Annotated in this window: 12 protein-coding genes; 7 read left to right on the top strand and 5 right to left on the bottom strand. The window is 69.6% G+C overall.

What is annotated here, in order from left to right:
* Positions 1-122: 122 nt before the first annotated feature.
* Entirely contained in the window at positions 123-1,505 is a 1,383-nt protein-coding gene (locus ACFWQC_RS03985) for an NAD(P)/FAD-dependent oxidoreductase (protein ID WP_378673387.1), read from the bottom strand.
* Positions 1,502-1,975, bottom strand: a complete 474-nt coding sequence (locus tag ACFWQC_RS03980; protein WP_008363265.1) for an Lrp/AsnC family transcriptional regulator — start codon at positions 1,973-1,975, stop codon at positions 1,502-1,504. The genes ACFWQC_RS03985 and ACFWQC_RS03980 overlap by 4 nt, the downstream gene beginning before the upstream one ends.
* Before the next feature lie 124 nt (positions 1,976-2,099).
* On the opposite strand from ACFWQC_RS03980, the gene ACFWQC_RS03975 reads away from it, so the two are divergent.
* Positions 2,100-3,488, top strand: a complete 1,389-nt coding sequence (locus tag ACFWQC_RS03975) for an NAD(P)/FAD-dependent oxidoreductase (RefSeq protein WP_378673384.1) — start codon at positions 2,100-2,102, stop codon at positions 3,486-3,488.
* 18 nt (positions 3,489-3,506) lie between these two features.
* On the opposite strand, the gene ACFWQC_RS03970 is transcribed toward ACFWQC_RS03975, so the two are convergent.
* Positions 3,507-3,680, bottom strand: coding sequence for a hypothetical protein (locus tag ACFWQC_RS03970; protein WP_355018038.1), 174 nt, complete (start codon positions 3,678-3,680; stop codon positions 3,507-3,509).
* Positions 3,681-3,697: 17 nt separating this feature from the next.
* On the opposite strand from ACFWQC_RS03970, the gene ACFWQC_RS03965 reads away from it, so the two are divergent.
* Positions 3,698-4,312: a hypothetical protein gene (locus ACFWQC_RS03965; RefSeq protein ID WP_091049772.1), complete on the top strand. Its 615-nt coding sequence runs from the start codon at positions 3,698-3,700 to the stop codon at positions 4,310-4,312.
* Here ACFWQC_RS03965 and ACFWQC_RS03960 read toward each other — a convergent pair.
* The gene (locus ACFWQC_RS03960) at positions 4,283-4,927 is read right to left on the bottom strand and encodes a TetR/AcrR family transcriptional regulator (protein ID WP_378673380.1); all 645 of its coding nucleotides are present in this window, start codon (positions 4,925-4,927) and stop codon (positions 4,283-4,285) included. The genes ACFWQC_RS03965 and ACFWQC_RS03960 overlap by 30 nt on opposite strands.
* 82 nt (positions 4,928-5,009) lie before the next feature.
* Here ACFWQC_RS03960 and ACFWQC_RS03955 point away from each other — a divergent pair, with 82 nt between their 5' ends.
* On the top strand, positions 5,010-6,419 hold the full coding sequence (locus ACFWQC_RS03955) for an amidase (protein ID WP_378673378.1): 1,410 nt from the start codon (positions 5,010-5,012) through the stop codon (positions 6,417-6,419).
* A gap of 6 nt (positions 6,420-6,425) precedes the next feature.
* Here ACFWQC_RS03955 and ACFWQC_RS03950 read toward each other — a convergent pair whose 3' ends face one another.
* Entirely contained in the window at positions 6,426-7,814 is a 1,389-nt protein-coding gene (locus ACFWQC_RS03950) for an aspartate aminotransferase family protein (protein WP_378673375.1), read from the bottom strand.
* Between the two features lie 117 nt (positions 7,815-7,931).
* On the opposite strand from ACFWQC_RS03950, the gene ACFWQC_RS03945 reads away from it, so the two are divergent.
* The 4 genes from ACFWQC_RS03945 (at position 7,932) to ACFWQC_RS03930 (ending at position 14,266) form a co-directional block, all read left to right on the top strand.
* Entirely contained in the window at positions 7,932-9,374 is a 1,443-nt protein-coding gene (locus ACFWQC_RS03945) for a gamma-aminobutyraldehyde dehydrogenase (RefSeq protein ID WP_378673372.1), read from the top strand.
* Between the two features lie 141 nt (positions 9,375-9,515).
* Positions 9,516-11,567 carry an acyltransferase family protein gene (locus tag ACFWQC_RS03940; protein WP_378673369.1) on the top strand — a complete coding sequence of 684 codons (2,052 nt, stop codon included), beginning with the start codon at positions 9,516-9,518 and terminating at the stop codon, positions 11,565-11,567.
* Between the two features lie 204 nt (positions 11,568-11,771).
* Positions 11,772-12,911 (top strand): 1-deoxy-D-xylulose-5-phosphate reductoisomerase, encoded by a 1,140-nt coding sequence (gene dxr, locus ACFWQC_RS03935; protein ID WP_378673366.1) that lies wholly within the window; start codon positions 11,772-11,774, stop codon positions 12,909-12,911.
* Positions 12,908-14,266 carry a M50 family metallopeptidase gene (locus ACFWQC_RS03930; RefSeq protein WP_378673363.1) on the top strand — a complete coding sequence of 453 codons (1,359 nt, stop codon included), beginning with the start codon at positions 12,908-12,910 and terminating at the stop codon, positions 14,264-14,266. The genes dxr and ACFWQC_RS03930 overlap by 4 nt, the downstream gene beginning before the upstream one ends.
* Positions 14,267-14,279 lie beyond the last annotated feature (13 nt).

Genomic DNA, 14,279 nt, shown 5'->3' with positions numbered 1-14,279 from the left:
CAGGACGGACACAGTCATGGGTCTGCTCCTCTCGCTCAGGTGCGCCTCGTGGACGAGAACGCCGGTCGGGTCCATGGTGGAGGACCGCGACCGGCGTACGCAACAGGTTTATTCGGGTCGGGTCAGTGGCCGCCGACTAGCGGAGCGACGGCCCGGGCGACCAGCGAGCCCTTGCCGGTGGCGGTCTCCTCGGCGTCGGCCATGGTCATCGCGCGCAGGCCGGCGTTGACGCCGAGCCAGCGCAGCGGCTCCGGCTCCCAGCGCGGTGAGACGTGACCGACCCAGGGGAGGGCGGTGAGATCGGACTCGGTGCCGAGGACCAGGTCGCGCAGCGTACGTCCGGCCAGGTTGGTGGTCGCGACGCCGTCGCCGACATACCCGCCGGCGTGCGCGAGGCCGCTCGCGGGGTCGTAGCCGACCGAGGCGTGCCAGTCGCGCGGGATGCCGAGCACGCCGCCCCATCGGTGGGTGACCTTGTGGCCGCGTACGGCCGGGAACATCTCGATAAGGGTCTCCTGCAGGCGGCGGTGGGTGCGCAGGTCGGAGGCATCTCCGTGGCTGATCTTCGACCCGAAGGAGTACGGAGCGCCGCGTCCGCCGAAGACGAGCCGGTCGTCCGCGGTGCGCTGCCCGTAGATCAGCAGGTGGCGGCCGTCGGAGAACGTCTCGCGCTCCGCCAGGCCGATGTTCGACCAGACCAGGTCCGAGAGCGGTTCGGTGGCGATGATCAGGGAGCGCACCGGGATGACCTCGCGCTCGAGGCCGGCCAGCGTCGGGGTGTAGCCCTCGGTGGCGCGTACGACGACGTCGGCGGTGACCACGTCGCTCTCCGTGCGCACCTGGTGCGCACCGATCGACGTGACCCGGGTCTGCTCGTAGATCGTGACGCCGCGGGCCTCGACGGCGCGGGCCAGGCCGCGGACGAGCTTGGCGGGATGAAGCGCGGCGCAGTCGGGGGTGTAGGTCGCCCCGAGGGTGTTGGTCGCGGCGAGCCGCTTCTCGGCGGCGGCCTGGCCCAGCAGGGAGATCTCGGCGTCACCGAGACCCCAGGAGCGGGCGTGCTCGACCTCCTCGCGGGCGCGCTCGAGCTGGGCGGGCGTACGGGCCACGACGACGGTGCCGCCCTTGGCGATGTCGGCCTCGATGTTCTCGGCCTCGGCGACCCGGATGACCTCGTCGACGGTCGCCCGCATCGCCCGGTCCTGGGCGAGAGCGGCCTCCCGGCTCGAGCCCGCGGACACCTTGTCGAGCGAGGCGGGGAAGAGCGCCGAGCACCAGCCGCCGTTGCGGCCCGAGGCCCCGAACCCGGCGACCTCGGCCTCGAGGACAGCGATCTTCAGGTCGGGCCTCGCCTCGGCCAGGTAGTAGGCCGTCCACAGGCCGGTGTAGCCCGCACCCACGATCGCGACATCGACCTCGACATCGCCCATCAGCGCCGGGCGCGGCTCCCAGGAGCCGCCGGCGGTCTCGTGCCACAGGCTGATCTCGGGGTAACCGCCGCTCACCTGACGCCCCAGGCGTACGTCTGCTTGTGCAGGTGGAGGTACATGAACGTCTCGGTGCTCACCACGCCCTCGATGGCGCGGATCTTGCTGGAGACGAGGTTGAGAAGGGCCTCGTCGCTCTCGGCGACGACCTCCACGAGCAGGTCGTAGGAGCCGGCGGTGATGACGATGTAGTCGACCTCGTCGAGCTTGCCGAGCTCGTCGGCGATCCCCTCGATCGGTCCGGAGGTGCGTACGCCGATCATGGCCTGCCGCGCGAAGCCGAGCTCGAGCGGGTCGGTGACGGCGACGACCTGCATGACGCCGCTGTCGACCAGGCGCTGCACGCGCTGTCGCACCGCGGCCTCGCTCAGGCCGACCTCCTTGCCGATCGCGGCATAGCTGCGCCGCCCGTCCTGCTGGAGCTGCTCGATGATCAGCTTGTTGACCTCGTCGAGGTGAGCGCCCCCGTTGCGCTTGCGAGTGGTCATGGCGCCCAGTCAACCTGTTTGCCGTGACCAGATGCAACGAAATCCGTCGTGTGTAACGAACAATTTCCATGATTCCGTACATTGTGTGTGGCTGAAGGGCTCTGAAGTTGTCATAGTGGGCGTCGTGAACCATGTCTCGCTGACCGATGCGAAGCCCGCCGTCTACTGGCTGGACGACCCTGCGAAGCCAGCGCCGCTGCCGCCTCTGCTCGGGGTGGAGTCGGCGGATCTGGTGGTCGTCGGAGGCGGCTACTCGGGGCTGTGGACGGCACTGCTCGCCCGCGAGCGGTTTCCGTCGTGGTCGGTGGTGCTGCTGGAGGCCGGCCAGTGCGGGGACCAGGCATCGGGCCGCAACGGCGGCTTCGCCGAGGCGTCGTTGACCCATGGCTTCTGGAACGGTCTGGAGCGCTGGCCCGACGAGCTCGCGACACTGGACCGGCTCGGCCAGCAGAATCTCGACGAGATGGCGGCGACTGTCCAGGAGCGCGGCATCGACTGCGACTGGCAGCTCACCGGTGCGCTGAACGTCGCCACCCGCCCGCACGAGGTCGACGACCTCGGCGAGTGGTCGACCGCGCTGACCGAGCACGGCATCAAGCACCGCCTGCTGGACAAGACCGGCGTGCGGGACGAGCTCCGCTCGCCGACCTACCTCGGTGGCTTGGAGGTGGTCGGCGACACGGCCACGATCGAGCCGGCGCGGCTGGCCTGGGGATTGCGGCAGGCCTGTGTGGACGCCGGGGTGGTGATCCACGAGGGCTCCGCGGTCACAGGTCTCGAGCGTGACGGTTCGGGGATGCGGGTCACGACGATCGCGGGGTCGGTCCGGGCCGGGAGGGTGGCGCTGGCCACCAACGCCTTCCCGCCGCTGCTGCGGCGGCTGCGGATGATGACCGTGCCGGTCTACGACTACGTACTCATGACCGAGCCGCTCTCCACTGCGCAGATGGACGCCATCGGCTGGGCGAACCGGCAGGGTGTCAGCGACTCCGCCAACCACTTCCACTACTACCGCCTGACCAGGGACAACCGGATCCTGTGGGGCGGCTACGACGCGATCTACCACTTCGGATCGAAGATCTCACCGGAGCTGGAGACCGGCGCCACCCACGACAAGCTCGCCGGCCATTTCTTCGAGACCTTCCCGCAGCTCGAGGGCCTCCGCTTCACCCACCGCTGGGCCGGCATCATCGACACCTGCACCCGCTTCTCGGCATTCTTCGGCAAGGCGTACGCCGGCCGCGTGGCCTACGCTCTCGGCTATACCGGTCTCGGCGTCGGAGCCACCCGCTTCGGCGCCCAGGTGATGCTCGACCACCTCAGCGGCGAGCAGACGGAACGTACGTCGCTGGAGATGGTGCGCTCCAAGCCGCTGCCGTTCCCTCCCGAGCCTGCCCGGTACGCCGGCATCTCGATGATGGTCCGCTCGCTCGGCAAGGCCGACGCCAACGGCGGTCGCCGCGACCTGTTCCTGCGGGCGATGGACCGCCTCGGGCTCGGCTTCGACTCCTGACCCGGCCCCTGATCCGGCTCAGGCAGCGTCCTGCGCGGCCGCGACCCGCTCGCGGAGCTTCGCATGGATCTCCTCCGGCGTGCGCTGCGTACGCTGGCGATGGTTGCGCGCGATGATGACGCCTGTCGCGGTGACCCCGGCCAGGCCGGCCATTCCCACGATCTTCCACACGCGTGCACTGCCGAAACTCATAGGACCCCCTGCAAACGATGTCTGATGACACCACTATCTCCCTTGCCGACGCCGTGGACCAGACCCGGACCGGTGATCTGTGGCTCTTCCGCGGGCGTTCGGTCGCCGACCGTGCGATCCGGATGCTCAGCAACGCCCCGGTCAACCATGTCGGGATGGCGGTGGTGCTCGATGACCTGCCGCCGCTGATGTGGCACGCCGAGCTCGGCAAGGGGCTGCTCGATCTCTACACCGGCACCCACCACCGTGGCGTACAGCTCCACGATCTGCGTGCCGCGGTCGAGCAGTGGGCAGGGCGCTACGAGCAGCAGGTCTGGCTGCGCCAGCTGACCGCCGACATCGACCGCCCGCGCGAGGACGCGCTGCTGCGGACGATCGCCCGGCTCGACGGCACCCCGTTCCCCTCGACCGCTGCCCTGGCCGGACGCTGGGCGCGGGGGAGGGTGCGTTCGAAGGCCGGTCTCGAGCAGGTCTTCTGTGCCGAGGTCGTGGCTGCCACCTACCAGGAGATGGGCCTGCTCGACGACGAGCGTCCGACCAACTACTACGACCCGGGTCGCTTCTGGTCCGGCGACCACCTGACCCTGCAGGACGGGGCGGTCCTAGGTAGCGAGGTACGCGTCGTCGGCTGAGCCGCGGCCGGCGAGGCGGAGGGCGAGGGAGACCTCGCCGCTCTCGACCAGGGTGCCGATGACGAGCGCACGGAGCCCACGGAGCAGGGCGTCGGCGTCGACGAGGTCGGGCGCCGCGAGGGCGTGCAGCAGGTAGCCGTGCACGAGGGCGAGCAGGGAGTCGGGGTCGGTCCGGGTCGCGCCCGCCACGGTCGCCGCGCGGTCCGCGACGGCACGGCCGGCGGTGAGCGCCTCGGCCACCACCGGGCGGAACTGCGGCTCGCGGGCGGCGTGGAGCAACCCCTCGAGGAAGGCGAGCGAGTCGGCCGGCGGGGACATCAGCGCCGCGGCGAACGCCTCGGCCATCGCGTCGGTGCCGGACTCCGTCGCGGCGAGCTCGTCGGCGAGCGTACGCAGCCGGGCGACGTCCTCGGCCACGCCCGTGCGCATCGCTTCGGCCGCCAGGTCCGTGATCGAGTCGAAGAAGTAGCCGACGGTGGCCAGCGGCAGCCCGGCGCGCTCGGTCACGGCCCGATGGGAGACCCCGGCCATGCCCTTCTCGGCGGCCACCTCGATCGTGGCGCGGACGAGGGCGTCGCGTCGCTGCCTGGCGCTGTCACCGTGCCGTCGCTTCATGGGCAGAGTGTTTCACGCGAGCCGGCGAGAAGTGTGGAAGATCTTCTAGACTTTTAGGAGCCGATCCAGCACGCTGTCCGACATGACCGCACCCACCCGCGTCCACGCCTTCACCGACGACGTCCTCGCCGACCATGACGCCGTCGAGCTCGCCCGTCTCGTCCGCGCCGGCGAGCTGAGCGCAGAAGAGGTCGAGGCGGCGGCGGTCAGCAGGCTGCGACAGGTGACCCCGGGGCTGCACGCGCTGGCGTACGAGGCCTACGACGCGCCCCGTCGCGCGGGGGCCGACACCGGTCTGCTCCATGGTGTGCCGACCCTGCTCAAGGACAACACCGACCTGCTCGGGATGCCGACGAACCACGGGTCGGAGGCGTTCCGGGCGCGTCCGGCCGCACACGACGGGCGCTACACGACCCAATTCCTCAGCGCCGGGGTGACGGTGCTGGGCAAGAGCCGGATGCCCGAGTTCGGACTGAACGCGACCACCGAGTTCCGAAGCGGGCCGCCGACTCCCAACCCCTGGAACACGCGCCACTCCGTCGGGGCATCCTCCGGCGGGGCAGCGGCGCTGGTCGCCGCCGGAGCCGTGCCGATCGCGCACGCCAACGACGGCGGCGGATCCATCCGTATCCCGGCCGCGGCCGCCGGACTGGTCGGCCTCAAGCCCAGCCGCGGCCGGCACATCGACGGCGAGATGGCCCGTACCCTCCCGATCAACATGGTCAGCGAAGGGGTGGTGACACGTACGGTCCGCGACACCGCGACCTTCCACGCCGCGCTCGAGCGGCACTGGCGCAATCCGGCGCTGCCGCCCCTAGGACTCGTCGAGGGCCCCGCGCGGCGCCGGCTCCGGGTCGCGTTGATCATGGAGTCGGTGACCGACGCCGTCGTGGACACACCGACCAAGGCGGCCGTGGAACGCACCGCGACCCTGCTGGAGGAGCAGGGCCACAGCGTCGAGCCGGTCCCGATCCCCGTCGACGCGCGCTTCGGCGACGACTTTCTCAGCTACTGGGGCCTGCTCGCCTTCCTCGCCGGCAACCTGGGCCGCCTGACCATCGACCGTACGCTCGACACCGGCCGCCTCGACGGCCTCACCGACGGCCTGCGTCGCGCCTTCACCGCCGGAGGCTGGCGCCAGACACCCGCGGCGCTGCTCCGCCTGCGGCGGGCCGCAGCGGCGTACGCCTCCGTCTTCGACCACCACGACGTGGTCCTGTGCCCGGTCGTCGCCGGCGTCACCCCGCCGCTGGGTCATCTCTCCCCGAACGTGCCGTTCGAGGACCTCGTCGACCGGCTCCTCCGCCACGTCGCGTTCACGCCGTTGCAGAACATCACCGGTGCGCCGGCGATCTCGCTGCCGATGGGGCTCAGCGAGGAGGGGCTGCCGATCGGGGTCCAGCTCTCGGCGGCATACGGCGACGAGCGGACGCTCCTCGAGCTCGCCTATGCCCTCGAGGAGCAGTCGCCGTGGCCCCGGATCCAGCACTGACCGGCCTCAGAGCATCGTCGAGGCCTTCTCCAGCACCCGGCGCAGGATCTGCTCCATCTCGTCGAACTCGGCCTGGCCCACGGTGAGCGGCGGGGAGAGCTGGATGACCGGCTCGCCGCGGTCGTCGGCGCGGCAGTAGAGGCCCTCGGACCACAGCGCCTTGGAGACGTACCCGTAGAGGATCCGCTCACACTCCTCCTCGGTGAAGGTCTCCTTGGTCGCCCGGTCCTTGACCAGCTCGATGCCGTAGAAGTAGCCGGTACCGCGTACGTCGCCGACGACCGGCAGGTCCTTCAGCTTCGACAGCGTGGCCAGGAAGGCGTCCTCGTTGCGGCGTACGTTGCCGAGCAGATCCTCAGCCTCGAAGAGGTCGAGATTGGCCATCGCCACCGCGGTGGAGACGGGGTGACCGCCGAAGGTGTAGCCGTGGTAGAAGGTCTCCTCACCGGTCAGGAACGGCTCCATCAGCCGGTCGGAGATGATCGTGGCGCCCAGTGGCGCGTAGCCCGAGGTCAGTCCCTTGGCGGAGGTGATCATGTCGGGGACGTAGCCGAACCGCTCGCAGCCGAACATCGTGCCCAGCCGCCCGTAGGCGCAGATGACCTCGTCGGAGACGAGGAGCACGTCGTGCTCGTCGCAGATCTCCCGCACCCGCTGGAAGTAGCCCGGGGGAGGCGGAAAGCAGCCGCCCGAGTTCTGCACCGGCTCCAGGAAGACCGCGGCAACCGTGTCCGGGCCCTCGGCCTGGATCACGAACTCGATCTGGTCGGCGCACCAGCGGCCGAACGCCTCTGGATCGCTCCCGTCCATCAGCCCGCCGGTGATCTCGGAGGCCCGGTAGATGTTGGTGTTCGGCACCCGGAAGGTCGAGGGGACCAGCGGCTCGAACGGCGCCTTGATGTCGGCCAGACCGGTGATCGACAGCGCCCCGTGCGTGGTGCCGTGGTAGGCGATGTTGCGCCCGATCACCTTGTGCTTGCCAGGCTTTCCCTTGAGCTTGAAGTAGTTCTTGGCGAGTTTCCACGCGGTCTCGACGGCCTCGGAGCCGGAGTTGGTGAAGAAGACCCGGTTCAGGTCGCCGGGGGCGAGCGAGGCCAGCCGGGCGGCGAGCTCGATCGCCGGCTCGTGCGCGTAGGACCACAGCGGATGGAAGGCCAGCTGCTTGGCCTGCTCCGCGCCCGCGTCGGCGAGCTCCGCGCGCCCGTGGCCGACCTGGGAGACGAAGAGCCCCGCGAGACCGTCGAGGTAGCGGTTGCCCTCGATGTCGTAGATGTAGGCGCCCTCACCCCTGGCGATGATCGGCACGTCGGCCTCTGCGTAGCTCGAATGCCGCGTGAAGTGCATCCAGAGATGGTCCTTGGCGTCGCGCTGCAGCTGCTCGTAGTTGCCGGTCATGACTCAATGGTCACCCAACGCATCTCGCTTTCGCAAGCGAATCCGTTTCAAAGCGCAATTTTCACTTCGGATTCAGTTGTGACATCCCTGTTACGGGAAGGAGTTAGTCTCTACCGCATGGCTGACCAGACCTTCAGGAACGTGATCGGCGGCGAGCTGCGCGAGGCCGCTGACGCCGCGACGTACGACGTCGTCGACCCCGCCACCGGCGAGATCTACGCGCAGGCCGCGATGTCGGGGGAGGCCGACGTCGACCAGGCGTACGCCGCGGCCGCAGCGGCCTTCGAGACCTGGGGCGAGACCACGCCCCAGGAGCGCAGCCTGGCTCTGCTCCGGATCGCCGACGCGATGGAGGCCCGGGCCGAGGAGCTGACCGCAGTGGAGGTCAAGGACACCGGCAAGCCGTTTCAGCTGACCCTGGAGGAGGAGCTGCCGCCGACGATCGACCACTTCCGCTTCTTCGCGGGCGCCGCCCGGACCCTGGAGGGGAAGAGCGCAGGCGAATATCTACCGGACCACACCTCCTGGATCCGTCGTGAGCCGATCGGCGTGATCGGGCAGGTCACGCCATGGAACTACCCGCTCGCGATGATGTCCTGGAAGATCGCCCCGGCCCTGGCCGCCGGCAACACGGTCGTCCTCAAGCCCTCCGACACCACCCCGGCCAGCTCCGCGCTGCTGGCCGAGATCGCCCAGGAGTTCCTGCCGCCGGGCGTGCTCAACCTCGTCACCGGCGACCGCGACACCGGCCGGGCGCTGATCCGGCACAAGACGCCCCAGATGGTCGCCATCACCGGTTCGGTGCGCGCCGGCATGGAGGTCGCCGCGACCGCGGCGCAGGACGTCAAGCGCGTCCACCTCGAGCTCGGCGGCAAGGCGCCGGTCATCGTCTTCGACGACGCCGACATCGACACGGCGGTGGCCGGTATCGCCGCGGCGGGCTACTTCAACGCCGGCCAGGACTGCACGGCCGCGACCCGGGTGCTGGTGCAGGAGGGCATCCACGACGAGTTCGTCGCGGCGCTCGCCGAGGCGGCCCGCAACACCACTGTCGGCCTCCCCGCCGACAACACAGATGTCGGCGCGCTCAACAACCCCGGCCAGCTCGCCCGGGTCGCGGGCATGGTCGACCGCCTCCCGGGCCACGCCACGATCGCGGCCGGTGGCGCGCCGGCACGAGTCGTTGGCGGCGAGAACGGCTACTTCTATCAGCCCACGGTCCTGGCCGGCCTGCGCCAGGACGACGAGCAGATCCAGCACGAGATCTTCGGCCCGGTGATCACCGTGCAGCGGTTCGCCGACGAGGCCGAGGCGCTCAGATGTGCCAACGATGTCGACTACGGCCTCGGGTCGAGCGTGTGGACCAAGGACCACGCCACCGCCTTGCGGGTCAGCAAGCGCCTCGACTTCGGCGTGGTGTGGATCAACACCCACATCCCCTACATCTCCGAGATGCCCCACGGCGGCTTCAAGCACTCCGGCTACGGCAAGGACCTCTCCGTCTACGGGTTCGAGGACTACACCCGGATCAAGCACGTGATGTCCTACTTCGGAGGCTGACACCAAAAGAACAGGTCGACCGGCGACCCTCGATATGCGAACACACCATGTCCGTGAAAGCATCGAGGGCCGTTTCGCGCACCTCCGCGACACGGACCCAGCAATGGAAGCAGCCGAACCCCCACACGAGGTGCACCCCACATGTCAGCCAAGCAATGGCGGACAGATGTCCAAGGTCTCCGGGCCGTTGCCGTAGGCCTGGTCGTCGCTGCCCACGCGGGCGTACCGCACACCGAGGGCGGGTTCGTCGGCGTCGACGTCTTCTTCGTCCTCTCCGGCTTCCTGATCACCACCCTGCTGCTGCGCGAGGCCGACACATCAGGCACGGTCAGCATCCCGCAGTTCTACGCGCGCCGCGCCCGCCGGATCCTGCCGGCAGCCACGCTCGTGATCCTGGTCGTCCTGGCGTACGCCGCCTGGCAGCTGCCCACCACCCGGCTCACCGACGCGGCCGCTGACGGCACCTGGGCGGCGTTCTTCCTGGCCAACGTTCACTTCGCGGCCGAGGGGGTGCAGTACTTCCAGCCCAGCGAGCCGTCGCCCTTCCAGCACTACTGGTCGCTCTCGGTGGAGGAGCAGTTCTACCTCGTCTGGCCGGTGCTGGCGCTCCTGCTCATCCCCAAGCTCGGGCGCAAGGGCTTCACGATCGTCGCCGCGGTGATCGCGCTCGCGAGCCTGGCCTGGTCTGTCCATGCCACCGGCGAGAACCCGACCGCCGCCTACTTCTCCACCCCGGCCCGCGCCTACGAGCTCGCCGCCGGCGCGCTGCTGGCGTGCTGGGGCGGCCGGCTCAAGGGAGCCGCCAGCGTCGCCGCCGGACTCGGCGGAGCCGCGGCGATCCTCGTCTCCACGGTCGCGTTCAGCGAGGCCACCCCGTTCCCCGGCTGGCAGGCGCTGGTGCCCACCCTCGGCACGGTCGCGCTGCTCGCCTCCGGCGCCAACGCCCCGACCGCGAGGCTGCTCGCGATCCGCCCGCTGCGCTACGTCGGCGACATCTCCTACTCCCTCTACCTGTGGCACTGGCCGCTGATCGTGCTCGCGCCTGCCCACCTGAATCTGGGGAGCCTGCATCTCGGCAACACCGCCCTCGAGATGACGGTCGCGGTCGCCGCCGCGCTTCTCCTCTCCGCGTTGAGCCACCGCTTCATCGAGCTCCCGTTCCAGCGCAAGCAGGTGCCCGTGCTCTCCCACGGGCTGCGCTCGCTGGCCCTGTGGCCGGCAGCGCTCGTGCTGGCGGTCGGCAGCGGCTGGCTGACGACCGGCTATGCCGCGTACGCGGAGAAGGAGCGGGTCGCCGAGGCGCAGGCGTGGTTCGCGGCCAACGAGGTCCCCGACACCGCCGCCGAGACCGGCGGCCCGCCGCAGGTGCAGCGCGAGCTCCGCGCCGCCCTCCACATCGCCGACCGCGGCGGCCCGATCCCGCCGGCCGTGCTCGGCGAGGAGATCATCGAGGACCGGTGGCAGAAGACGTACGGCGACTGCTACGCCAACTACGGAGACACCCGCGGTGCCGACTGCGCCCTCGGCGACACCGACGCGAAGAAGACGGTCGCCGTCGTCGGCGACTCCCACGCAGGGATGTGGCTGACCGCCTTCGACGACCTCGGCAAGGAGAACGGCTTCCGGGTCGTGCCGGTCGTGAAGGTCGGCTGCGCCCCCTACCCGGTCCAGCACCGCGGCAAGAAGATGACCCAGGCCGAGTGCGACGACTTCCGCGACTGGTCCGCGGACCGGCTCGAGCGCCTCGAGCCCGACACGATCGTCTCGACGGCTCGTGGCCAGCTCTTCATGCCGAAGAAGTACGACGGGATGGACCGTGACGAGCAGTGGTCGCGGGCGGTGCGCAGCACGGTGAAGGCCTATCGAGAGATCTCCCGCAAGGTCGTCGTCCTCGGCGACGTACCCGCTGTCGATCACAACCCCGCCGACTGCATCAGTGCCCCCGAGGCCGACCAGAGCTCCTGCCTCAGCGACCCGGACTCGCGCGAGACCAGCAGCAACGAGCTCACCGAGGCGGCCCTGAAAGGCACCGAGGCGGCGTACGTCGACACCCAGCGATTCGTGTGCGCCGAGGACCGTTGCCCGCTGGTGGTGGGGGAGAAGGTCACCTACTACGACAACTCGCACCTGACCGAGTCCTGGGTCCGCCATGTCACGCCGCGGCTCGGCGTCATCCTGGCGCCACTGATCTGACGCAGATTTAACTGGGACGCACATTTTGGGATTTGCCTTTACGTGCATCTTTGTGGCTTAATTGTGGGCAGACGTTGCAAAACGTTTCATGCGCAGCCCTGGACCCGTGGGGGAGTCCGGGGCTGTTGCTATTTCCCGTGAAGTTCCCGACCTTCGTCGGCCGCCACTTGGTGCCTTCTCAGCCTCTGCTGGGAAGATGGGTGGGTGAATGAGCAGCGACCACGAGACGTGGTGATCCTCGGCTCGACCGGGTCCATCGGCACCCAGGCCCTCGACCTGGTGCGGGCCAACCCGGACCGGTTCCGGGTCGTGGCGTTGACCGCGGGCGGGGCCAACAAGGAGCTGTTCGAGGCGCAGGTGGCCGAGTTCGCGCCCAAGCTCTCCGGGCTGGGGGAGGAAGCCTCGGTGGAGGCCGCCGCCCAGGCCGCCGACGTGGTGCTCAACGGGATCACCGGCGCCGTCGGTCTCCGCCCGACTTTGGCCGCGCTGGAGGCGGGCAACACGCTCGCCCTGGCCAACAAGGAGTCGCTGATCATCGGCGGCCCGCTGGTCAAGCGGGTCGCAGGGGAGGGGCAGATCGTCCCCGTCGACTCCGAGCACTCCGCGATCGCCCAGAGCCTGCGCGCCGGCCGCGCCGAGGAGGTACGCAAGCTGGTGCTGACCGCGTCCGGCGGCCCGTTCCGCGGCCGCACCCGCGACGAGCTCGCCCAGGTCACCCCGGCACAGGCGCTCAAGCACCCCAACTTCGCGATGGGGCGGGTGATCACGACCAACTCCGCCACCCTGGTCAACAAGGGTCTCGAGGTCATCGAGGCGCATCTGCTCTTCGACGTACCCTTCGACCGGATCGAGGTCGTCGTCCACCCGCAGCAGTACATCCACTCGATGGTCGAGTTCACCGATGGTGCAGTGGTGGCCCAGCTCGGGCTGCCGACGATGCTGGTGCCGATCTCGATGGGGATGGCCTGGCCCGATCGGGTGCCGAACGCCGAGACGCCGATCGACTGGACCAAGGCCGCCGACTGGCGCTTCGAGCCGCTCGACGACTCTGCTTTTCCTGCGGTGCGCCTCGCCCGCGAGGCCGGCACCCGGGCCGGCACCCATCCCGCGGTCTACAACGCGGCCAACGAGGTCTGTGTGGACGCCTTCCACGACGGCCGGATCCCGTTCCCCGGCATCGTCGACACGATTGCGGAGGTGATGGCGCGGCATTCGGATCGCTTCGGGCTCCGCTTCAGCAGCGACGGCGTACGCTCTGAAGGCACCCTCTCGATCGAGGATGTGCTCGCCGCCGACGCCTGGGCGCGCGAGGAGACCACTCGGATCCTGGAGACCCGTCCATGAGCTATTTGCTCTACACGCTGGCCGTGATCGGCTTCATTCTCGCGATCCTGATCTCGATCGGGCTCCACGAGCTCGGCCACATGATCCCGGCGAAGGCGTTCGGCGGGAAGGTGACCCAGTACTTCATCGGCTTCGGGCCGACGGTGTGGTCCAAGCAGGTCGGTGAGACCGAGTACGGCCTCAAGGCGATCCCGCTCGGTGGCTACGTGAAGATCGTCGGGATGCTGCCCCCCGGCGCCGATCAGCTGGGGGAGCGCACCGAGGACGGTGCGCTCAAGGTGCGCAAGTCCAACACCGGCATGTTCACCCAGCTGATCAGCGACGCGCGCTCGGCCGAGTGGGAGCTGATCCGTCCCGAGGACGAGCCGCGGCTCTTCTACAAGATGTCGTGGTGGAAGAAGGTCATCGTGATGGCCGGCGGGCCCACGGTGAACATCGCCATCGCGTTCTTCGTGCTCTGGGGCGTCTTCGGGATCTACGGCGTCCACGAGAACGTCGTCGACAAGGGGCACCCGGTCGTCTCGAGCCTGCAGGAATGCCTGCTGACCTGGGAGGACCAGGGCCGCGAGTGCCGCGCGAGCGACAAGCCGACCCCGGCCGCCGACGCCGGACTCAAGCCCGGCGACGAGCTGGTCTCGTTCAACGGCACCGAGCTGACCTCGTGGGCGGTCGCCCAGGAGCTGATCCGCGACAACATGGACGGCGAGGCCACCATCGTCATCGAGCGCGACGGTGAGCCGATGACGCTGCACACCCAGACCGTCGTGCAGGAGCGGGTCAAGGACGTCGACGACACCAGCGCCGACCCGGAGACCGCGAAGGTCGGCTTCTTCGGGATGTCTCCCGAGTCGCACGTGGTCACCACCAAGGAGGGGCCGGTCTATGCGCTGAAGGAGATGGGTGTGATGGCGGAGAACGCCGTCCACTCGCTGCTGAGGCTGCCGGTCAAGGTCTGGCACGTCGCGCTCGCGATCGTCGGTGTCGAGGAGCGCTCGGCCGACAGCCCGGTCAGCATCGTCGGCGGCGGCCGCATCGCCGGCGAGATCGCGGCCCACGAGGGCCTCGACGTCGGCGAGAAGGTCGCCAGCTTCGCGTTCCTGGTCGGTGGGTTCAACCTGTTCATCGGCATCTTCAACTTCGTCCCGCTCCTGCCCCTCGACGGCGGTCACATCGCGACCGCGCTGTGGGAGGGCATCCGCCGCGCGTTCGCCAAGGTCTTCAGGCGGCCCGACCCGGGACATGCCGACCCGGCGAAGCTGCTGCCGGTGGCGTACGTCGTGGCCTCCGCGCTCCTGGTGATGGGTGTTGTCCTGATCGTCGCCGACCTCGTCGTCCCACTTCATCTCCAGGCCTGACCCGCACGTAGAA

Source organism: Nocardioides sp. NPDC058538 (assembly GCF_042719275.1).
Classification (GTDB): Bacteria; Actinomycetota; Actinomycetes; order Propionibacteriales; family Nocardioidaceae; genus Nocardioides.
The sequence above is the reverse complement of the archived record's forward strand: the minus strand, read 5'-3'. Positions and strand labels throughout refer to the sequence as shown.